Genomic DNA, 21,009 nt, shown 5'->3' on the forward strand with positions numbered 1-21,009 from the left:
GCGTGGTTAAGTTCATAATCCCCCGCTTAATGCGCCCAGCGCTGTTATCTAGAATTTTTGAAAAGCAGAACACCAACCATGACCACCAAGCCAACAGCCATTATTGGACTGTACAACCCAAAGAGTCCAACCAACGTTGGCGCTGTATTACGAGCCGCAGGCTGCTACGATGCTGCGCAAGTTCGTTACAACGGTACACGCTACAGCCGCGCAGTAAAGTTCCAGACCGACACCCAGAACTCACAAGAACGCATTCAATTAGTGGAGATGGAAGACCTCACCGCTAATGTTGCCAACGATGTGGAAATCGTTTGTGTTGAGTTAGTGGTCGGCGCAACAGCACTGCCGCACTTCACTCACCCAGAGAACGCGATTTATGTGTTTGGACCAGAAGACGGCTCACTGCCGCAAGAGATGGTCGATAAGGCGCATCACGTGGTGTACGTACCAACTCATGGTTGTATGAACCTAGCCGCGACAGTCAATGTTGTGCTTTACGATCGCATGGCGAAAACACTGGGGACGATTGATGACCACCAGCAAGTCCTTGCTAATCGCGACAACAAGAACCGCTTGAAAATGAAAGCGTGCGTATAGACTGACGAAGTTCGTCGTTGGCAAGCGCCAGAAACAAAAAAGGTCACAGCAATACTGTGACCTTTTGTTTTATTTGGCGTCTTAATCTATCTAGCCAAGGAACGAGATGTAGCCTTGTAGAATGATCAAGTTAACGATGTCGATGAAGAAGGCACCAACAATCGGCACAACCATGAACGCTTGTGGTGACGGACCAAAGCGGTTAACGATTGAACCCATGTTCATTACCGCCGTTGGGGTTGCACCCAAACCGAAACCACAGTGACCACCTGCGATAACCGCAGCATCGTAGTTGCTACCCATCACCTTGAACGTTACGTAGTAGGTGAAGATAGCCAGAATCACTGACTGTACGCCTAGAATCACCAAGAATGGGATCGCTAGGTCAAAGATGTTCCATAGTTTCAAGCTCATCAGAGCCATCGCTAGGAACAGAGACAGCGACACCGTACCTAACATGTCGACCGTTTCGGCATCCAACTTACGAATCTTGGTCACTTCCAAGAAGTTAGTGATGATCACACCAATGAACAACGCATAAACGAAGTCTGGAATCATCAGCCATTGAATGTCGTAAGTGCTCACCCATTGCTCTACGTACTTAGCACCTGTTACACAGATCAATAGGAAGAACAGTTTCTCAACCACTTTTTTCGCGGTTACTTTGTCTTCTTCGTACTCGTTGTACGTCACCAACTCCGGGAATTTCTCGTGGGTTTTAGCATCTCGACCACCACGACCATACTCAGATTCGATGTTGTTCTTTTCGACCAGACGCTGCGCAACCGGACTACCGATGATACCACCGATGATCAAACCGAATGTTGCTGACGCCATCGCGATTTCCAATACGTTATTCAAACCGTAAACGTCTTGGAAAGTTTGTGACCACGCCGCCCCCGTGCCGTGACCACCTGATAGAGTAATCGAACCAGCGATAAGCCCCATCAGCGGATCTAAACCCAATGCCGCTGCCAGTGAAACACCGACACCGTTTTGAATGATGATGTAGAACGACGCGACTGCTAAGAAGATGAAAACCTTCGCGCCCCCTTTCATTAACTGAGTGTAATTTGCTGCCAAACCAACGGTAGCGAAGAACATCAGCATGAATGTGTTTTGCAACGGTAAGTCGAACTCCAAATCGACGCCGTTAAAATGAAGAGCAGTAATGATGCAGGCAACGATTAAGCCCCCTACAATCGGCTCAGGTATGTTGAATTTCTTTAAGATCGGTAGCTTAGCATTAATGAAATGCCCCAGGAAAAGCACACTGATCGCAACCAAAAAGGACTCCAGTGCACCTACAGATATTAAATGATTCATATCGCCTCTTATTATTGTTCTCTTCATCCTCCGTAATGATTGAGTGTTAGTTTAACCTTCGCTCAATAGCAAATTTTCTCGCTATATTTTTCCGAAAATACTCAAAAGGTTGTGTTAAATGCGCCTTAGGCTAGTTTAAGGGACGGTCGTTAAGCGATGTTCTGATTTACGCGCTATTCGCAAGCCCTAAAATGTAAAAGGAGCCTGTTAAGCTCCTTCTTATCCTCTTCATAGACAAACAGAAATGACTGCTTGCAGGAGATGGATATCGTGTTGTGAGTATTGTCCGAGTGACACTTTCTGAACCGCTATCGGGCTCCCTTACTTAAACAGAATGTGATCATCACTATCGAGCAAAGTTCCTTCCCGTCATAACGAATAGAGCGCCGAGGTGGCGCTCTAACATCTGGGTTTGCTTGTATCCCATCGTAGTTAAAAACTCTGACTCATGGTGTTTGGAACGAGCCGAATCCCGGGAAATTCTCAAGCTTGCAACAAGTGTTCTCGTTACAACGGAGCGAGATTATAACATATCGCTGAAAATTTTCCTCATTTCAGTGCTATTCGCCACTTTCATAGTTTGCTTCTGCAATGATCAACTGTTCAATATCATTACTGCAGATGAAAGCGCGAAGTGCCTCGAACTTGGCTTCATCCCACGTGTAGATTTGCAGGGCGAGCAACTTATCAATGATGTCTTGCTCAAAGCGAAGCTTAACAGGCTTTGCTGGTGTTCCTGCCACCACGGTGTAAGGTGGGACATCTTTGGTCACGACGCTGTTTGCGGCAATCACTGCGCCTTCCCCAATGGTGACACCGGGCATGATCATCGCGCGCATGCCAATCCAAGCTGCGTCACCAATCACGGTATCGCCTTTGCCTTGGTAAGATTGCTCGATGTCATCAAGGAACGGATACAGACAGAACCAGTCCGTCCTGTGATTATGGTTGCCGCCCATCAAAATCACCGCTTCAGCCGCGATACAAACGTAATCACCGATATAGAGCTGATCGACTTCCCACCTCGGTTGCCACGCTTTACTGACTTCATCGCCATGCAGATAACGCACGACAGAATCTTCGAAGCCATTATCCCAACAATCGCTGTAATAACTGTGGGTGCCTTTGATGTGGATGTTTTGGTTTTGCACCACTTGGTGCAGGTACTGAAATTTGGACCAATGTTTTTTCATGGCAGTTGCCTCAATAGAGTAAATGTATGCCACGGAACGGTTTCTCGTGGCGTTGTTGCTGCGTTCTCAGTCAACAACGCCTATTGGATGCGGGGTTGCAGTAGTAATGGATTATTCATGAACGTGTCCTCCAGCGCGCACACTATAAAAAGCATGTATAATTTTCAAGCAAACCAAACAAATAACAAGATTCCGAAAATGAAAAGTCACTCTGCCTTTGCCTCTCTGCTGCTGTTTGCTGCCACAGCGTCTGCGAGCGAAAACATTAAAATCGAATACCTCCCAGCGGAAACTGCCGATGATCGCTTTGCTGCGCAAGTGATTGAAAGCAGTGAAGTGAACGACATCTTTGTCCAGCTTTCTGATGATTACTTCCCGTTTGATAACCCACTAACATTGACCTACGGTGGCGAAGACGGTCCGCTTTACGATCCAGAAACCCATACCATCCATATCCCATACACCTTCTATCTGGAATCATTTAACTACTTCACCAACAACAAGTACCAAGAACGTTACGGTAAAGCACCGAAAACGGGCGCGCTCGATACTTTGCTGCACACACTATTGCACGAAGCCGGACACGCTTACATTGCCGATCAAAACATTCCAGTACTGGGTAAAGAGGAAGATGCGGTCGATAACTTCGCCACCATTTTGTTGATTGATTACGTTGATGACGGTGCCGATGTGGCGATCAGTGCTGCGGACATGTTCGCATTCGAATCCGACGACAGACCGGACTACTACGATTTTGGCGAGTACATTGATGAGCACAGTTTCGATCTGCAACGTTACTTCTCTACCCTGTGTCTGGTCTACGGCAGCGATCCAGAGCAATACAAAGCCTTGTTGGATGAAGTAGAAAAAGATTACTTACGCGATCGCAAAGAGTTCTGCCAATTCAATTACGGCAACATCCGTGATAATTGGCTGCATTACTTGCAAGACAATGAACTAAAAGAAAAATAATCGCGTAAAAGGGATAAGAACCGCCAATAATGAGCTCAATCATGACCAAACTGACCGTATTTTACGATGGCACTTGTCCCTTGTGCGCCAAAGAGATGAAGGCGCTAAAACAACGCGATTCCAAACAGCAGATTAAAACCGTCGATATCTACAGCGAGGCGTTCGCCGATTATCCGCAGATCGATCCGGAGCAAGCCAACACCATTTTGCACGCCCTCAACGAAAAGGGAGAACTTCTACTTGGGTTGGACGTGACTCATCGTGCATGGCAATTGGTGGGTCGCGGTTGGTTGTATGCACCATTGCGTTGGCGCATTATCAAACCTGTTGCGGACTGGCTTTACCTCAAATTTGCCAAAAACCGCTACCGCGTTTCCTACTGGCTAACGGGCACTTCTCGCTGCAATAACGGTTCGTGTTCACGTTAATTGTGATCCCGCTTAAAAATGCTACGACCTTAGTCTAAATTTATAAACTTCCTGTACTTCTGATTGATTAACTCGGTTAATCTCTAAGCATTACAACAATAAGTATTAATAATTTTATCAGGCAGGCTTATTCAGCTTGTCACTTGTAACGCTGCGCCGAGAGAAGGACGTCTCTATGAATCTGACGATCAGAAAACGACTATATATCCTTTCAATAATTCCAATTCTAACCATGGCAATAGGCATGATGTGGTTCACCTACCTACAAACCACTGCCTACAACGAACACGAGATTGAGCAGACTCGAAGTCAAATGATGGAGATGAAAAAAGCTGAGCTCAAAAACTACGTCCAAATGGCGCGTTCCGCTGTCGAGCCACTACTCGCTCAAAACGCCCCACTTGAAGAGGCTCTGCCTATCTTAAAACAGCTGGAGTTCGGTCAATCCGGTTACATCTTTGGCTACGATTCAAAAGGCGTTCGCGTCGTAGTGGGTAAAAACACCAAAGGCATCGGGGAAAACTTCTATAACTTGCAGGATAAGAAAGGCAATTATCTGATTCAGGATTTGCTCAAAAATTCCAAAACTGGTGAGTTCACGACTTATTACTTCCCGAAACTCGGTCAGAGCGAAGCACTACCGAAACTCAGCTACTCAGTCTTTATTCCTGAATGGGATTTGATGTTGGGAACGGGTTTCTATACTGACGATATCGACGCCATTGTGGCAAACATGGAAGAAGAAGCGCACCAGGCTCTCAACACCACACTGACGGCAATTGCTCTATTCTGTGTCTCGATTGCAGCCATCGTCGCGGTCTTCGCGGTGTTTGTTAACCGCAGCATCATGAAGCCTATTGAGCAGTTTGATGCCTCAATCCACTCTTTCGCGCAAGGCGATGCCGACTTAACCGCACGCATGGAAGAATCAAGCGTACCGGAGTTCACTCAGCTTAGCCGTAACTTCAATATCTTTGTTGAAAGCCTGCAAGGCATCATCAAGAGTGTTAGCCATGTTGGGCAAGAAGTGGTTTCAGAGACCAACGACATGTCACAGCGAGCGTCGCAAGTGGACGAATTGGCTTCAGGTCAACGTGAAGAAACCGAACAAGTCGCTGCGGCAATGACCGAGATGACAGCAACGGCGCACGAGATTTCCAGCAACGCTAACCAAGCGGCGCAATCTGCCAAAGACGCCGATGATAACTCACAGCAAGCAAAACACATTGTTGATTCCGCAGCGAGCTCTGTCGAAGCGCTCGCGCTAGAGGTGTCGGAAGCCAGCACGGTAATTTCTCGTTTAGAGAGCGATGTACAAAACATTTCTTCTTCGCTAGAAGTGATTCAAGACATCGCCGAGCAAACCAACCTATTGGCACTGAACGCAGCCATTGAAGCAGCTCGTGCAGGCGAACAAGGTCGCGGCTTTGCGGTCGTTGCCGATGAGGTTCGTAAACTGGCGAGTCGCACTCAAGACAGCACAGGCGAAATTCACCAAATGATTGAGCAGTTGAAGTCTGGCTCGGATGCAGCAGTGAAAGCCATGGGTTCAAGCCAAGCGCGTGGTGAAGCAACGGTTGAGGAAGCACGAGCAGCCTCTGCCGCACTGCAAGAAATCCAAGCCGCAATTGCTAACATCATGGACATGAACACCTTGATCGCAACGGCAACCGAAGAGCAAAGCCAAGTTGGGCAAGAGATTTCACAACGTATTGAAGTGATCTCTCAACAAAGCAGCCAATCGGCACACCTTGCCAACCAAAACCGCGCAGGCAGTGGCAACCTTAACCACAAAGCTAACGAGCTGTACGACTTGGTCGGTCGCTTTACGGTTTAGATCAGTAAATGCCCCAACTAACCATGGAAATAGAAAAGAAAAAAGCGACTCATTGAGTCGCTTTGTTACCTTTTTACTACACTAACTATGGATTCCACTATTGATTTAACAGGAGTTTGGATTTCATTTAGTAAACTAACAATATGTTCTCGGCTTTCTATATTGGCGTCATGAACATCTTCCATATTAGCCCTGTATGAGGATATGTATTTTAAAAGCAGAACCAGCAACGTTAGTCCAATTGTTGCTTGTAAAGCTGTAAGCGCTAAACTGTAGAAGCCTAGTTTAGTAACTACCCCCAACATAGCGTTGTCAAGCTCTTCTTTCTTCTTTTCTTTCTTCTCTTGTTGATAGAAATTCAAGTTCACTCCATGTAAAGGCTTAGTCGAGGCAAACTTAGAGCTTTGATGCACATCACTCATAGCCAATTCACTGGGGACCGTAGACTTAGACTCAACACGCTTTTGAATTACTTCTGCAACTTGAGTTTGATATTTACCATAAGCAACGATAGATGCATTTGAATTCTTAATTGTCCAATACATAAACGCACATATAAATGCGATTGTAATAATAAAAACTACTGCTGAAACGAATAAAAATAAATCACTTCGTCGTTGCTGAAACGTTTTTAGTATCGAAACATCAACAATTTCGGAGTTCTCTATAGGTGAACTCGGAATTGGTGGTGGTGGCGGTGAATAACTCGGACTATCAGGCTCCTGACCAAGGTCATACGTAATACCATGACTAGAAACACTTCTAGTGAAATCGTCTGCTTCAGACATAAAAAAACCCCTCAAAATGAGGGGCTTATTATAATCTGGAAAGGCAATCAGACAAGCTTTAACTCTTTTAGGCGAACTCTCATTTTGCTAGCTTCAATTCCAAAAATGCTAGACATCTGCTCAACTGAACTAATATCAGCAGCACCAAGGATATGATCGATTACAGGCTTAGCCATTGTAAGTTGACGAGCAAATAAATGAGCATCGTTTTCACAAGACTCTATATGACCGTAGTAGTAGAACTTTTCCCCGTTATCGATTACATGCCCCAAGACATGATGACCGATTTCATGAGCGATAGCATAGCGCTGGCGGGAATATGGCATAGAGTCATCGATATTTATTGCTTTGTTACCATTTTCATCGATATAAGCACTACCGTGGTTATCATCCCTTGTTTTGTTGATTTTAATGCCCATTTTGTATGCAATATCTTCGACGTTCACTGGTAACTTGTAATCCCAGTACGCCGCTAGTACTTGAGATGCGTTCATGATTAATTCCTATCGTAAATTATTATTATTTTTATTTAGTCTGACACGCCCAAATCCATCTTCGGCGTACTCTGTCTGTAATTTAGACAAAAGGTATTCAACCTCTAAGGGCAACTTTAAGAGCTACTATGTCAGTATTTTAGCATACACAGACAAATACATAAATAAAGAATGGTATCGTGTCAACAAAAGTAGCTTATCGAACTTCTCCAAAAAGTTATGTGAACTCTTGTGAACCAATAAAGCTACACACGCTTTCCTGATTTCACCTTATCAATTATGACAAAAGCTTTAGTTTTGGAACCTAATGTCCATATAATGCCGCCAACGTAGCACCTACAAGGGCAAAACCAGATGATTATCATGACTACCAATTTCGGTGACATCGAGATTGAACTGAACCTAGAACGAGCACCAGTTAGCTCAAAGAACTTCAAAAAATATTGTGAAGATGGCTTCTACAACAGCACCATTTTCCACCGCGTTATCGATGGCTTTATGATTCAAGGTGGCGGTCACACCGAAGACATGACAGAAAAGCCAACACGCGCCCCTATCGCGAACGAAGCAAACCGTGGTCTAAAAAACCTTGTTGGTACTATCGCAATGGCGCGTACCGATGCACCGCACTCTGCAACGGCACAGTTCTTCATTAACTTGGAAGACAATGATTTCCTAGACCACACCGCAACCACCAACCTAGGCTGGGGCTACGCCGTGTTTGGTAAAGTGACTGCGGGTATGGATGTCGTAAACCGCATCGCGAAAGTGAAAACGACCTCTAAGCTTGGTCACGATGATGTGCCATGCGATCCAATCATTATCGAGAAAGTGACGATCAGCGAATAAGCCCATTCGCCTCTTCGGAGAAATCGTCGCTATAAAACGAAAAAAGCGCCTAATGTCTTATGACTTAGGCGCTTTTTGTTTTTGCTGCTGAAAAAATGAGCAGCGAGTTTACAGTGTAAAGAGTGAGCAGTTCTAGCGATTACATCCCTTTGAACAAACTTTGAGATGCACGGCTCACAGCGAGCTTGTTTTCTCCGACGTGAACAAACATTCTGCCTGCAAAGTCTTTGTTTACTTTGCTAATTTTGCACACTTGCACCACGCTTGAACGGTGCACTTGCCAGAACTGTTCTGGGTTAAGCTGCCCTATCAACTCTTTCAACGAGGTGCGAATCAAATACTCCTGCACTTTGCCTTGTCCTTGTTGGGCATATACAGAAACGTATTTTTCTTCCGCTTTGAAATACAACACATCAGACGTAGCAATCAGATGAATATCTTCCCCTTGCGTCGCTTTGATCCACTGAAGATATTGCGGCGTTTGTGGCGCGGATAATTGTTGTAACTGTTCTAACAGGCTGCTCATCTGCACATTACTGCTTTCTTGCTCTCGCTTAGCAAGGCGTGCTTTCACTCTTTCACACGTCGTCAGCAGGCGCTCATCCGAGATAGGTTTGAGCAAATAATCGGCGGCATTTTGTTCAAAGGCTTTGATGGCGTAATCATCGTACGCAGTGACAAACACAATCAAAGGTGGATTGGCGAGTTGATTGAGTTTTTGCGCTAGTGTCATGCCATCCAAAACTGGCATACGAATATCAAGAAACGCAATGTCAGGTTGGTTTTGCTCAATGGTCTGCAACGCTTGTTCACCATCCGCGACTTTGGCTATCACCTCTAGCTCTGGCCACACTTCAGCTAGGCTTTTATCAAGATGACGCCTCAATAGCGGTTCATCATCAGCAATAATGGCAGTAAACCCTGTATTCATTCCTTTCTTCCTTGATTACGATTCCATTGGCCAGCTCAGGCTAACACATACGCCACCCTGAGCAGACTCACTGATAGAAACCTCTCCTTGCCCAGCGAACAAAGCTTCCACTCGCTGCTTGAGATTACTTAGACCCACGCCAGAGCCCATGTGCCCACTCACGTGATTTAAGCCAACACCTGTGTCTCTGACTTCAATCTGCAAGTTCTGTTGTTTGCGCTTAATCAGCAAACGGACTTCACCGCCTTCTCGCTTCGGCTCAATACCATGGATGATGGCGTTTTCGATTAAGGGTTGAAGCATCATCGGCGGTAACTCGGTTCTACCTAGCCCCTCTTCTACCTCAACCTTGTAACTGAGTCGGTCACCTAAACGGGTTTGTTGAATACCTAAGTAGGCCTCAATTAACGCCGTTTCATTGTCTATGGTAGTTTGCTCTTCACGTGAGCTTTTGAGCGTTGCACGCAACAGCGCGGTTAACTGTTCTAGCATCAGCTTAGCTTTATCAACATCTTGCGACATGAGCGCACTGATATTCGCCAAGGTATTGAATAAGAAATGCGGTTCAATCTGGCTTTGCATCTGCTTAAGCTGGCTCAGCAACAGCGCACGGTCTTGCTCTGCTTTCTCGCGTTTGATGGCTTCCAACTCTCGTTGAGCGATCGCATGTTGCTCGCGTGAGTAGAAATAGAAAAAGCACATGGCACTGAATAACAACCCCATTAGACCAACCGACAGCATACTTGAGATACCGAAGTATTCCCCAAGCCAAAGCTGGGCGTTCACCACACCAAACAATAGGCAAGCCGTCAGCGAGATAGCCACTTCCGCCAAACGAGGAATGGTAGGAAACAAGCGGTCGACAAGCCATGAGAAGAAGATAGCCGAATAGCCAAATCCAAAGCTAACCGCCACATGAATGTAGAATGGACCGCCCCAAACCGAGAGCGTCATTGCTGCGATAAAGAGACAAAATGCCGTGGTCACTAATAAGCTACGCGACCATCCACTTTTCACCACTGATTTTGCTGAACACATTTAGAATTTCCCTTTGATGTTAAAAACAATCATATGCTTATCATTGATTTGTGCGTAAGCAGATTGGTCGTCTCCGGTTAAAAAGCGTGCGGCAACTTCCACTTCTACACTTTGATCGCCAGTATCAATCCATTGGTAGTTAAGCCACTGCGTGACAATCACACCGCCATCTTGCGGCGACAACATCACATCCAACGTAGGGGTTACATCACTTAGCCAGCCCATATCCGCTTTACCGTTCCATGCAGCCCACGCTTCCACATCCCAACTCCAGTGCAGCATTACGTTATGCTGAACGATATTGGCATGCTGAAACCCTTGGGCGTAGCTTGTCGCAAGTAGAGCGCTGCTAGCCAACAGAGAGTTGTTAGGTTCAGGGATCTGAGAGAGTAATTCGCCACGCTCTATTGCTTGCTGCCATTCGCTTTTCGACCATGCTCGGCTGTCGTACCAATATTCAGCAATCACGTTGTGTCCGGCTTGGTTTGCCCAGTTCACCCCAACTAAAGCTTGGAATGCGCTTCCCTGCTCCTCAGCTGAAACGGGTTGGCAAAGATCATCCTGCTGAAACTGATAGCCGACACTTTGCTTTTGCCACAGCATGGAACCGTGCATGGCGATGGATTCATCCCACACGGCAATGGCACTGGCTCCGAGTAAACCTCGGCGCACATCATCGTAATAACCAATAAGTTGATACTCGGTGTCACCCACCAGCGCGTATCGACGAATACCAACACCTCGTTGCTCTGCGGCTTGATCAAGTGCACTTTGGTCTTGTTGCCCCCAGCTTGAATCGGTCGCAATGACGGTCCATTCGCCGGCCATATCGTAGTGTGAAAGTGAAAACACGCCCGCACCTTCTTCTGCAACTAAGCCAACCGGGTTTTGTCGATACGGCTTAAACAGATCCAAAGGTCGGTAGCCATAACCCACGCCCCAATCCACGCGCAACTTACCTAAGCTCACATCAAGCGTAGTGTCACCGACTTGCCACTCCCCTAGCCAAGCCAGCTCTCTAATCAACAACTGGTTATCAGCTTCACTCCACCAATCACTCTCTCCTTGTTGATTGAGGTACAAACCTTGGCTGTACAGAGCAAACAAGCCACTGAAGTTTTGATAATTCACCTGCACATCCAACAGTGCATTAAGTGAATCACGAGAACTGCTCTGCGCCTGCATAAATGCGCTGTCACGCTGCTTGGCAGTTTCGTAACTGACAGCCCAATCCCACTCAAAACTCAGCTCATCATTGGCAAAAACTGGGGCTGCTGCGCCCACACACAATGAGGCAGCAATCAACAGACTGGTGCTTTTGTTTAGGTTAGGCTGGTGCGGTTTCATGTGACTTCCTTGCTCGTTTTCTTGGTTCTATTTACGGAATTCACGCTAAAGCTGAGTCGTATTGGCTTTAGGCAGATAGCTTGGGTTGTAGAACTTGTTATCCAGTTGCCAAGGCACGATTTCTTGGTACTCGATAACGGTCTTTTTGCTCGGCTGAATGCTATCAAGCAAGGTCATCTCACTGACGTAGTCTTCACCGTTGTCGCTTGCACGTCCGTATTGCGCTTGCTTGGCGAGTTTGCCCGAGCGCAAGTAAAGATCGGCTTTGATTGGAAACGCATCTTGCTCAGACAACCACAAGTCGATCTTCTGATAGCTCGCCCCTTTGGTTTTCGCGGTTAACGCAAGGTGATAAGCCGCGACACTTTCTCCGTTCACCGAAACAGTTTCTGTCGCTCTCCATTCACCTTGATAATCTTGGCTCCAAGTCAGGGTTGAGATGTCGCCGATAGACGCTTCACCAAGAAGCTTCTGCATCGGCGTAATGCGAATCGGACGGCGGCTCTTTGGCATTTGCAGCCAGTAGTTGTCGCCCATCATCAGCATCTTTTGCCCAGCTTCGACTGCTGATTTGAACACCACCAGCGATTCACGATTTGGACGCGTGTACACGTGGTAAAGGCGGGTTTTATCTAACTCTTGGTCTTGATATAAGCGCACCAGTGACACCACTTTGGAGGAATCATCTTGCAAGCGGTAGCTGTCCGCTTTTTCAATCAATTGCGCAACTTGCTGTGCATCTAGTGCTGTTTCATTCGCACTGACATTCATGCTTGCAACGCCAGTTACCGTCAGCAATGCAATTGGTAATAGTGATTTGAAATTAAACATAAATCAGTGCCTCCGTAATTGGCTTGTTCACCCCTTTGCGTGCCGAGAAAAACGCCGCAACCAAACAAATCATCAATACCGCGAATCCTGCGACAGCCACCAGCTCCCAAGAGAAGTAAATCGTCAATGGGTAACCTTCTGTGCGTCCTGGCGGTGGCGGCATTTGCACATCCACGACCATCAGTAAGACGGTGACTAACGCAGTAAACAAAGCGCCGATTAAGCTGCCAATCACCGCAAGTAACCCTGCTTCGCGTAAGAACCCAGCAATGATTTCGCGAGGGTAGCTACCAAGCGCTGACAAGGTGCCAATTTCACGGGTACGCTCGGTGACCGACATGGTCATGGTGTTGAACAGGGCGACAAAGACTACCAACGCCATTACTGCGCCCATGATGCCGAAGATGCGGTCGTACAAATCTTTCACTTTGAGATAGAAGAACGCACGTTCTTGCCAAGGCGTAATCTCAATATCTTGATCGCCAAAGTTCTGCTTTTGCTTACTCAGAACCGAAGCCACTTGTTGCTCGACTTGGCTCGTTAAACTGGTGTCGAACAAGAAGACAGATAACGCACTGACTTTGTCTGAACCGAGCAGCGATTGCGCGCTGTTGATGTGCACGTACAACTGGCGTTTATCAAGCTCTGGTACGCCTGTTGAATAGATGCCACGAACTTTGAAGTCATACGCGTTCAATGCGCCGTCAGTTGTGGTCGCCAGCAAAGTAATCCAATCGCCAACGTGCACGCTTAGGTTGTTCGCCAAATCAACACCGAGCATCACTTCTGGCTCTGCAGGGTCATAACGCGATGCATGAATGTTGGACAGCGTTTGCCCTTCGCGCACATCCAAAAACGGTCCTTTCATATCGAATTCGCGTTCGTTAACACCAATGCCGATAAAGATCGATGACTTGTTGCCGTTGGAAATCAAACCGCTGAACTCAACTCGTGGTTGAACCCCTCGCACTTCATTCAAGCCAATCAATTGCTTGGTGATGTCATCGGCATGAGTTAACCCGTTACTCAGCGGCATCTCTTCTTCTTTGGCGAAGTAACCCGGCGTGGTTAACGTCAGATGCCCGGTGTCACGCGCTGTCGATTCTTTCAAACTGTCGTAGGTGTACAGACCAAAACCACCCGCACTGGTTAAGGCAAACACGGCAATGGCGATGATCAGCATCGACAATAAACTGCGGCGGCGATTGCGTTGCAGGTTCAACCAAGCAAGGCGAACGGAAACAGGAATTAGCTTGCCCATGAAACCTCCTCCACACTTGCGTGCGTTTGGGTAATTTTGCCGTCTACCAACTCAATAGTGCGATCGCAACGAGATGCCATACGAGGGTCGTGTGTGGCGACGATAAAAGTGGTACCAAGCTCGCGTCCGAGCCCTTTCATAATGTCGATGACCTTGTTGGCAGTTTGGCTATCAAGGCTGGCGGTTGGCTCATCGGCAATAACCAACGCCGGTTTGTGTACTAAGGCGCGAGCAATTGCCACGCGTTGCTGCTGACCGCCAGACAGGTTATCGGGCATGTGATGAATAAACTCGCCCAAGCCAACGTGTTCTAGCATTTGTGTGGCAAGCTCGGTTTGTTCTGCTTTTGAAAAGCCATTGAGATGCAGCGGATACGCCACGTTCTCTAGCGCCGTCATCACGGGGACAAGATTGAATTTTTGGAACACAAAACCAAGCTTTTCACGACGCATTTTCGCCGCCTGCATTTGCCCGGTTGGGTATGGGCTGCCTGCAAACGTCACCTGACCTTGGTATTGAGTATCCAGCATACCAAGCACGTTAAGTAAGGTGCTTTTGCCTGAGCCAGACGGTCCACACAGAGCCACCATTTCGCCAGCAAACACTTCACCAGACACGTCTCGCAATGCACGCACGGTTTGGCTGCCAAGGGCGTAATCGCGACTAAGTTGATTAAAAACGATCATGACGCCTCCCTAATACTTCGCTAGCAGCGCTTTCGCGGTTTGCGTTTCTAAATTGCTGTCACCCAACTGCTCCATTTGCGCTAACCATGTTTTGGCTTGTTGAACATCTTCAGCACGCAGTGCCGCTTCAATGGCGTAGCGATAAATCCACGACGTTGCCGCGAAAGGTTGTTGGCTAAAACTCGGCTCATCGAGCAATGAAAGGTACAGCTCGTAGCCACGCTCAAAGTGATTGAACATGTCAGGTAAAGAGGTAAACGTAGTGGCTGCCATAGCGGTGGCTAATTGGTATTCCGGCAAGCCTTGTAAGCGTTGTTGTTCTTGCAGTGGCAATGGCTGATTCGCCATTAAATCCAAACCTTTTTGGATTGTGGCAAGACCGCGCTCGGTGAACTTCATCTTGTTCCAAGGCATAAACGCCTCACGACCTTGCAACGTCTCTGCACTGCCTAAATACACCAAGGTCACCGGCGTTGCGCCCTGCTCTTCGAGTTGTTTGGATAATTCGCCGTAAACGGTATCAACTAAGCCAGAGTCACCCTGCGCTGCTTGGTTGAATTGACTGAGTGTGCGCTCGCTTGGGTTAGCCAGAGCCAAATTGCAGCTGAGTGCAAATGCGGCGATAAACGTACTTGCCAGTTTAAGAGCTTTGATTGAGCGAGATTGAGAAACCATCATGTACTGTCCTTAGTTGAACGTGATTTGATGGTTTCAGATTAAGAGAGAAGATCGCACGCTGCTTTTGCATGCGACCAATGGCAGTTATATGGAGTGAATGGTATTGAGAGAGGATGAATGGTTTCGCTCCTCTGAAGCCTGCAAAATCGCTTCGACCATTAAGGTCAGCGCTTTAGGCTGATAGTTACGCTGACGATAAACCAAATAGGCTTCGCGATCCCCGCGGCTGTAGGATGTTGCGACGCGCACGAGATTCAATTCAGGCTTAACGTGACGTAATGGGATCGACGCAATTCCCAAACCGTTTTCCACCGCTTTGATCACCGCGGTGATGTCATTGACCACTAAACGCGGCTTGCAGTTGAGCATGTCCACCAGCTTGTCTTGCTGGTAGATAGGCACTTGTGTGGTGTGTGTGCTGGCTACCCAGTCTTGCTTGGCTAAATCTTGTAAGGTTTCAATATTGCCGCCCGCTTGCGCTAGATATTCAGGGCTAACAAAAAAAGCGTGCTCTACTTTAAACAATGGGCGCGCGATCATATCGTCCAAACCATCCAAATCGAACGTCACCACCAGATCGCGATCGGTTTCTGGAATCGAATTCACTTGGCTAAGCAATAGATCAATAGTCACTTTTGGATAGGTTTTGATGTAGTCCTCAACCACCTTGTCAACCAAGTCATTGTAAAAGCGGCTTGGCATCACCAGTCGGATTCGCCCCTCCACTTCTTGGCTTTGCTGATTGAGCTGCAAGATGCCGGATTCAATCTGCGCCATCGCACTGCTGAGCTGGTCAAACGCCTGTAAGCCTGTCTCGGTTGCCACCAACTCACGTCCTTTCTTCTCCAGCAACCTCAGCCCTAGACGCGCTTCCAGCGCCGATAAACGACGAGACATAGTAGAGACCGGCAGTTCGAGCTTTTTCGCCGCCGCGAGCAGAGAGCCTTGCTCAACCACTGAGCAAAACAGGTACAGATCATCAACGTTTCCAAATATGGAATTCATACTTCTTCCATTGGTTATTTTTTCCAATTTTAGATGAGTATAACCTAGCCCACGTAGAAAAGAGACCCGAATATGCCGTGAACGCGGCGCGTAATAACGAATGAATACTAGGTACAGACGTGAAAGAAAATTTTTATAAATACGCGATATACACTGTTTTTTCAGCGGCTGCTTTGTTCTCCGCTTTTTTAGTCACCTCAGACAATGTTTCCCCTTTCACCACCCAAGCGACACTGCATCGTAATGTCGCAACCATTGCGCCGGAGGTATCTGGTGTGATTACGGATGTGATGGTGAATAACGGTGAATTGGTTGAAAAAGGTCAGCCACTGTTTGCTATCGATGCCAGCAGCTACCAATTGAAAGTGGCACAAGCCAAAGCCGAACTGCGCCAAGCACGTGAATCAGATTCCGCGAAATGGCAACAATTGGCAGCAGCGAAACAAACCCAAAGCCAACGCGAGTTCGAATACCACAACGCGAAGCAAAAACTGACGCGTAACCAGAAACTTCGCAATAAAGGGCTAGCAACTGAGCAAGAGCTGGATGACGCGATCACTAATACACAAGTCGCCAGCAGTGCGGTGGAAGCAGCGAACGCAGAAGTGAAGCGCATTGAGGCAGAGCTTTCTACTCAAGACCGTACGGCAGCTATCGAGTTGGCAGAAGCAAAACTTGCCAGTGCGGAGCTGGATTTAAGCCATACCCAAATCGTGGCGCAAACCGAAGGCGTGGTAACGAACTTGCAACTGCAATCAGGCAGCTACATCACACAAGGCACAGCGTCATTGATGCTGGTGGACGAAGCCCATGCGTGGATCAGTGCAGACTTCAACGAAAAAGGCATTGATAAGCTAACTAATGGTCGCGAAGTGTTGGTGTCCTTCGATGCGCTACCAGGCAAAGTATTTACTGGTGAAGTCAGCAGCCAAGAGCGTGCGATTTACGATACCAACAATGCTAATGGACAGCTTTCTAGCGTGACCAATGATACTCGTTGGATCCGTGAGCAACAGAAAGTGCGTACTCGCATTACAGTTAACGAGTTAGATCCTTCTATGATTTCTGGTTCACGAGCAAGTGTGATCGTTGAAAGCGGCAATCCAATCATGGATGTCATTGGCTCAGCTTGGATTCACTTGGTAGCGATGTTCCGCTACATCTACTAAGGGGTGAACCATGTGGACCTTCGAAAGCCTGTTTCAAAGTCGTTCTGAGCGCAATGAAGCACTGCGTGTCGCCCTTACTGTGACAATTTGTATGGTGCTGGGCAAACTGCTGAACCTTGATTCTCCAGTTTATCTGGCGCTGTACCCAACCATCATCATGACCAAGAACAAAGACTATTCTTGGCTTGGTCTGCTTCGCACCTTGCTACCTACGTTATTGGCAGCAAGTGCAGCGTTAGTGGTGACCGAAGGGTTTTCACAGCATCCGTTTGTGGTGTGGACCATTAGCTTGTTCTTCTTCGATTTCATGCGCCGCAGAGCGACCACGCCGCCGAAGAAAGGTCAGATGCTAATGCCAACCTTCAACTGGATTCTGATTGTGGTGTTTGCTCAGCATACCACCATGGACATGCCAATGCGCATTCATGAAATCTTGCTGTCGATGCTGATTACCATGGTCGTCGCGAAAACCATGGTAGCTCTATTCCCTGTTGAACGTGGCGGCAAACCACCAGCATTTGAAGAAGAGCCTGTTACGTTTGAGAACCGAGCGATTTCACTCGCGTTGATTGGTCTTGGTGTGGCGTTCTTGATGATTGTCGACATCATCTCAGCAACGTTTTGTTTGGTGCCTGTGATTGCCGCCGCAGCACAAACCACACACAAAAGCTTTATCGACGTGGTTGACCGCCGTTTTCAAACTCAGGTGGGCGGCTGTGCATTAGCTGTAGTGTTCACCTTACTAATGGCTGGGCATCAGTCCACGTTCGGTTACTACACCATCGTATTGGGTCTGCTTGCCTTTATGATTACCGCATCAATGGCAAAAGCAAAAGGTCCAGCAAAAGACGTTCATGCTGATGCATTATTGGCGACCATGCTGCCGATTCAACTCTACATGACCAGTAACGAGTTAGGCTTGGAAAGCACCTTCCTTCGAGCTTGGGAGCTCACCGTGACTTTGTTTGTACTGTGGGCGTTGTACCATTTCACGCACAAGCCAGAAAAAGCCCAAGCCTAATCATGCCATCGCCTTAAGTGCTCAATACTTAAGGCGAATCTGCTCATTTCATTGCGCTGTCTGTACCAATTTCCATTTCAACCTTATAAAAAGTGTGGCGCAAAGCCTCAGCCTGGTGTATTTATCCTTCCCACGACTTTCCAGGTCAGCTTACCCATAACAGGCGGCGTCGCACACTCCTCTCTTGCACACCTTTGCGTGGTGTCTGTTATTTCCAAATTGGATTCTTAGCATCGGAATAGTTTGAGCTCGCAGAGTTCTGGTTGTTTTCGCCCCGCGTTGGGGCGTTTTTAGGTTGTAGAAGATGAACAAGCGTTTCTTCCCTAGGATTGATTTGCCACTTTTGATGGCGATCATTCCGATCATGCTATTGAGTTCACTCACTCTCTGGAGTGCCAGTGGATTTAATGAAGCTATGCTATTTAAGCACCTCGCTCGATGCGGTTTGACGCTGGTGTGTATTTTGGTCATGTCGTCGATTCCTGCGTCCAGTTATCAACGTTCAGCGCCTTATTTGTATCTGGTTGCGGTTTCGCTCTTGGCTGCCGTTGCCCTGTTTGGTGATAGCACCAATGGCTCACAGCGCTGGCTTGATATTGGCTTCTTCCGCTTTCAACCCTCTGAGCTGATCAAGCTCTCCATTCCCATTATGATCGCGTGGATGCTGCATCTAGAAGGTGGGCGACCAGACATTCGCAAAATTGCTTTCTGTTTGCTGATCACCTTTGTGCCTGCGGGCTTGATTGCCTTACAACCAGACTTGGACGGCGCTATCTTCACCGTGATTTACGCGTTGTTTGTACTGTTCTTTGCAGGCATGAGCTGGAAGATCATTGGCGGCTTTTTGGTGAGCATTCTAACGCTGGCACCAATACTTTGGTTCTTTGTGATGGAAGCGTATCAAAAGAGCCGTGTAACGCAGTTCTTGCACCCTGAATCGGATCCACTGGGTTCAGGCTACCAAATCATCCAATCATTGATTGCGATTGGTTCTGGCGGCATGAAAGGTAAAGGCTGGATGAATGCTACTCAAGGTACGTTAGGGTTTATTCCAGAGAGCCATACCGACTTCATCTTTTCGACCTACGCAGAAGAATGGGGATTTATTGGTTGTGTGGTGTTGTTAGCGTTGTATTTATTCATTACGGCGCGTGTGATGCTGCTAGCGTGCCAATCTGAGCACTTCTTCAGTCGTCTGGTAAGTGGTGCGTTAGCGATGAGCTTCTTCCTTTACGCCTTTATCAACACCGGCATGGTAAGTGGCTTGTTGCCAGTAATGGGTAGCCCACTGCCGTTTTTTAGCTATGGTGGTACGGCGATGCTGACTCAAGGCATCTGTTTTGGTGTGATCATGTCGCTGTGTTATTCCAAGTACCGAAACACCTAAACGCTAGTCACAATAAAAAAGACAAACAACACGATCAAAAAAGGCTTCCCTCGGGAAGCCTTTTTTACAACTGGAGAACCGAATTATAGTTCGCCGTTGTGGTATACCTGTTGAACGTCGTCACAGTCATCTAGAAGGTCTAGGAACTTCTGGAATTTCTCTGCGTCTTCGCCTGTTACTGGCGTGTTCGTTTGCGGTACGAATGTGATTTCTTCAACGTCGATCGTTAGATCTGGGAATGCAGCGTTAAGCGCAGTTTTTGTTTTGAAGAACTCTGTGTGAGGTGCGAATACAGTGATAACACCGTCTTCTAGCTCAACGTCAGTAACGTCTACGTCTTCCATCATTAGCGTTTCTAGGATGATTTCATCATCTTCGCCTTTGAACTGGAATACCGCTTGGTGATCGAACATGTGAGAAACAGAACCTTCAACACCAATTTTCGCACCTACTTTAACAAAGCATTGGCGAACGTCTTGGAATGTACGGTTACCGTTGTCTGTTAGACAGTCTACGATCACGCTTGTGCCACCAGGGCCAAAGCCTTCGTAACGTGCTGGAGTGTAGTCTTCACCACCGCCGCCGTTCGCTTTGTCGATCGCTTTATCGATAACGTGTGCAGGAACTTGGTCTTTTTTCGCTTTTGCGATCAGGTGCTTCAGAGACAAGTTCATGTCTGGATCACCACCACCGTTTTTCGCGCACATGTAAATTTCTTTACCGTATTTGGAATAAACTTTAATTTTTGCGCCTGCAGTTTTCGCCATTGAGGCTTTGCGCACTTCAAAACTTCTTCCCATCGGGATGTCTCTCTAAATTCAAATTTAATGCGAAGGATTTTAGCAAAGAGTGAAAATTTTACCTTTCACCTTGCAAAGGAATGGGGAGGAAACCTCATTCGCCGCTACGGTTTACACCAGAGCCACGCTCGCTTTATGCGACACCCATTACTCGTTTGTACTTATCGATTGCCTGTTGAAAAAACACTTTCTCATCAGCGTCGTTAATCTTAGACAACTCTTCTTCTATCGCTTCAGGACCAGATTTCGCTTCTTTAAGCTTCCAAACCAAAAACGATGCTTGCTTATCAAGTTCGATTTTGTTTTTCTCGTCAGGCGGCAACAGGGATAGATTGAACGACATTCACAGCCTCAAGGTACTTTAATAAATA

At 47.2% G+C, this 21,009-nt stretch carries 22 protein-coding genes; 8 read left to right on the top strand and 14 right to left on the bottom strand.

Features of this window, described 5'->3' with window-relative positions; all coding sequences use genetic code 11:
- The first annotated feature begins 78 nt into the window (after window positions 1-78).
- On the top strand, window positions 79-597 hold the full coding sequence (locus KIT90_RS10645) for an RNA methyltransferase (protein ID WP_285376613.1): 519 nt from the start codon (window positions 79-81) through the stop codon (window positions 595-597).
- Window positions 598-687: 90 nt separating this feature from the next.
- Here the strand turns inward: KIT90_RS10645 and gltS are convergent, their stop codons facing one another.
- A complete protein-coding gene (gltS, locus tag KIT90_RS10650; RefSeq protein WP_005428854.1) occupies window positions 688-1,923 on the bottom strand; it encodes a sodium/glutamate symporter in 1,236 nt (411 codons plus the stop codon).
- Between the two features lie 560 nt (window positions 1,924-2,483).
- Window positions 2,484-3,116 (bottom strand): CatB-related O-acetyltransferase, encoded by a 633-nt coding sequence (locus tag KIT90_RS10655; RefSeq protein WP_047514589.1) that lies wholly within the window; start codon window positions 3,114-3,116, stop codon window positions 2,484-2,486.
- 198 nt (window positions 3,117-3,314) lie between these two features.
- Between KIT90_RS10655 and KIT90_RS10660 the strand changes: the two genes are divergently transcribed.
- The 3 genes from KIT90_RS10660 to KIT90_RS10670 all read left to right on the top strand — a co-directional run bounded on the left by KIT90_RS10660 (window position 3,315) and on the right by KIT90_RS10670 (window position 6,353).
- Entirely contained in the window at window positions 3,315-4,088 is a 774-nt protein-coding gene (locus KIT90_RS10660) for a DUF4344 domain-containing metallopeptidase (RefSeq protein ID WP_026000288.1), read from the top strand.
- Between the two features lie 41 nt (window positions 4,089-4,129).
- Window positions 4,130-4,516: a thiol-disulfide oxidoreductase DCC family protein gene (locus tag KIT90_RS10665; RefSeq protein ID WP_285376616.1), complete on the top strand. Its 387-nt coding sequence runs from the start codon at window positions 4,130-4,132 to the stop codon at window positions 4,514-4,516.
- A 175-nt stretch (window positions 4,517-4,691) separates the two neighbouring features.
- Window positions 4,692-6,353, top strand: coding sequence for a methyl-accepting chemotaxis protein (locus KIT90_RS10670; protein ID WP_045485989.1), 1,662 nt, complete (start codon window positions 4,692-4,694; stop codon window positions 6,351-6,353).
- A gap of 65 nt (window positions 6,354-6,418) precedes the next feature.
- On the opposite strand, the gene KIT90_RS10675 is transcribed toward KIT90_RS10670, so the two are convergent.
- Both KIT90_RS10675 and KIT90_RS10680 read right to left on the bottom strand, forming a co-directional pair.
- Window positions 6,419-7,141 (bottom strand): hypothetical protein, encoded by a 723-nt coding sequence (locus KIT90_RS10675; protein WP_162092119.1) that lies wholly within the window; start codon window positions 7,139-7,141, stop codon window positions 6,419-6,421.
- A gap of 47 nt (window positions 7,142-7,188) precedes the next feature.
- Window positions 7,189-7,635, bottom strand: a complete 447-nt coding sequence (locus KIT90_RS10680) for an ImmA/IrrE family metallo-endopeptidase (protein ID WP_049535133.1) — start codon at window positions 7,633-7,635, stop codon at window positions 7,189-7,191.
- Between the two features lie 354 nt (window positions 7,636-7,989).
- Between KIT90_RS10680 and KIT90_RS10685 the strand changes: the two genes are divergently transcribed.
- Window positions 7,990-8,484 carry a peptidylprolyl isomerase gene (locus tag KIT90_RS10685; protein ID WP_285376620.1) on the top strand — a complete coding sequence of 165 codons (495 nt, stop codon included), beginning with the start codon at window positions 7,990-7,992 and terminating at the stop codon, window positions 8,482-8,484.
- Between the two features lie 139 nt (window positions 8,485-8,623).
- Here KIT90_RS10685 and KIT90_RS10690 read toward each other — a convergent pair whose 3' ends face one another.
- The 8 genes from KIT90_RS10690 to KIT90_RS10725 form a co-directional block, all read right to left on the bottom strand.
- Window positions 8,624-9,415 carry a LytTR family DNA-binding domain-containing protein gene (locus tag KIT90_RS10690; RefSeq protein WP_285376622.1) on the bottom strand — a complete coding sequence of 264 codons (792 nt, stop codon included), beginning with the start codon at window positions 9,413-9,415 and terminating at the stop codon, window positions 8,624-8,626.
- Between the two features lie 15 nt (window positions 9,416-9,430).
- Window positions 9,431-10,453: a sensor histidine kinase gene (locus KIT90_RS10695; RefSeq protein WP_285376624.1), complete on the bottom strand. Its 1,023-nt coding sequence runs from the start codon at window positions 10,451-10,453 to the stop codon at window positions 9,431-9,433.
- Complete coding sequence (locus KIT90_RS10700) at window positions 10,454-11,800, bottom strand: hypothetical protein (protein ID WP_285376626.1); 1,347 nt, start codon at window positions 11,798-11,800, stop codon at window positions 10,454-10,456. It abuts the gene before it with no gap.
- A gap of 45 nt (window positions 11,801-11,845) precedes the next feature.
- Window positions 11,846-12,631 (bottom strand): outer membrane lipoprotein-sorting protein, encoded by a 786-nt coding sequence (locus KIT90_RS10705; protein ID WP_025768721.1) that lies wholly within the window; start codon window positions 12,629-12,631, stop codon window positions 11,846-11,848.
- Window positions 12,624-13,892, bottom strand: a complete 1,269-nt coding sequence (locus tag KIT90_RS10710) for an ABC transporter permease (protein ID WP_029790514.1) — start codon at window positions 13,890-13,892, stop codon at window positions 12,624-12,626. Before KIT90_RS10710 ends, KIT90_RS10705 begins: the two co-directional genes overlap by 8 nt.
- Complete coding sequence (locus tag KIT90_RS10715; protein ID WP_285376628.1) at window positions 13,880-14,578, bottom strand: ABC transporter ATP-binding protein; 699 nt, start codon at window positions 14,576-14,578, stop codon at window positions 13,880-13,882. The genes KIT90_RS10710 and KIT90_RS10715 overlap by 13 nt, the downstream gene beginning before the upstream one ends.
- A gap of 9 nt (window positions 14,579-14,587) precedes the next feature.
- Window positions 14,588-15,256, bottom strand: coding sequence for a hypothetical protein (locus KIT90_RS10720; protein ID WP_285376629.1), 669 nt, complete (start codon window positions 15,254-15,256; stop codon window positions 14,588-14,590).
- Window positions 15,257-15,340: 84 nt separating this feature from the next.
- Window positions 15,341-16,261 (bottom strand): LysR family transcriptional regulator, encoded by a 921-nt coding sequence (locus tag KIT90_RS10725; protein ID WP_017818314.1) that lies wholly within the window; start codon window positions 16,259-16,261, stop codon window positions 15,341-15,343.
- Window positions 16,262-16,380: 119 nt separating this feature from the next.
- Between KIT90_RS10725 and KIT90_RS10730 the strand changes: the two genes are divergently transcribed.
- The 3 genes from KIT90_RS10730 to rodA all read left to right on the top strand — a co-directional run bounded on the left by KIT90_RS10730 (window position 16,381) and on the right by rodA (window position 19,838).
- The gene (locus tag KIT90_RS10730; protein WP_047514603.1) at window positions 16,381-17,430 is read left to right on the top strand and encodes an HlyD family secretion protein; all 1,050 of its coding nucleotides are present in this window, start codon (window positions 16,381-16,383) and stop codon (window positions 17,428-17,430) included.
- Between the two features lie 10 nt (window positions 17,431-17,440).
- Window positions 17,441-18,451, top strand: a complete 1,011-nt coding sequence (locus KIT90_RS10735) for a DUF2955 domain-containing protein (protein ID WP_285376632.1) — start codon at window positions 17,441-17,443, stop codon at window positions 18,449-18,451.
- A gap of 304 nt (window positions 18,452-18,755) precedes the next feature.
- Window positions 18,756-19,838 carry a rod shape-determining protein RodA gene (rodA, locus tag KIT90_RS10740; RefSeq protein WP_005428884.1) on the top strand — a complete coding sequence of 361 codons (1,083 nt, stop codon included), beginning with the start codon at window positions 18,756-18,758 and terminating at the stop codon, window positions 19,836-19,838.
- Between the two features lie 83 nt (window positions 19,839-19,921).
- Here the strand turns inward: rodA and KIT90_RS10745 are convergent, their stop codons facing one another.
- Window positions 19,922-20,638: a YebC/PmpR family DNA-binding transcriptional regulator gene (locus KIT90_RS10745; protein ID WP_005435878.1), complete on the bottom strand. Its 717-nt coding sequence runs from the start codon at window positions 20,636-20,638 to the stop codon at window positions 19,922-19,924.
- A gap of 133 nt (window positions 20,639-20,771) precedes the next feature.
- A complete protein-coding gene (locus KIT90_RS10750; protein WP_005435877.1) occupies window positions 20,772-20,981 on the bottom strand; it encodes a DUF3283 family protein in 210 nt (69 codons plus the stop codon).
- Window positions 20,982-21,009 lie beyond the last annotated feature (28 nt).

The sequence above is a fragment of the Vibrio sp. B172a genome (assembly GCF_030248355.1).
GTDB classification, from domain to species: domain Bacteria; phylum Pseudomonadota; class Gammaproteobacteria; order Enterobacterales; family Vibrionaceae; genus Vibrio; species Vibrio owensii.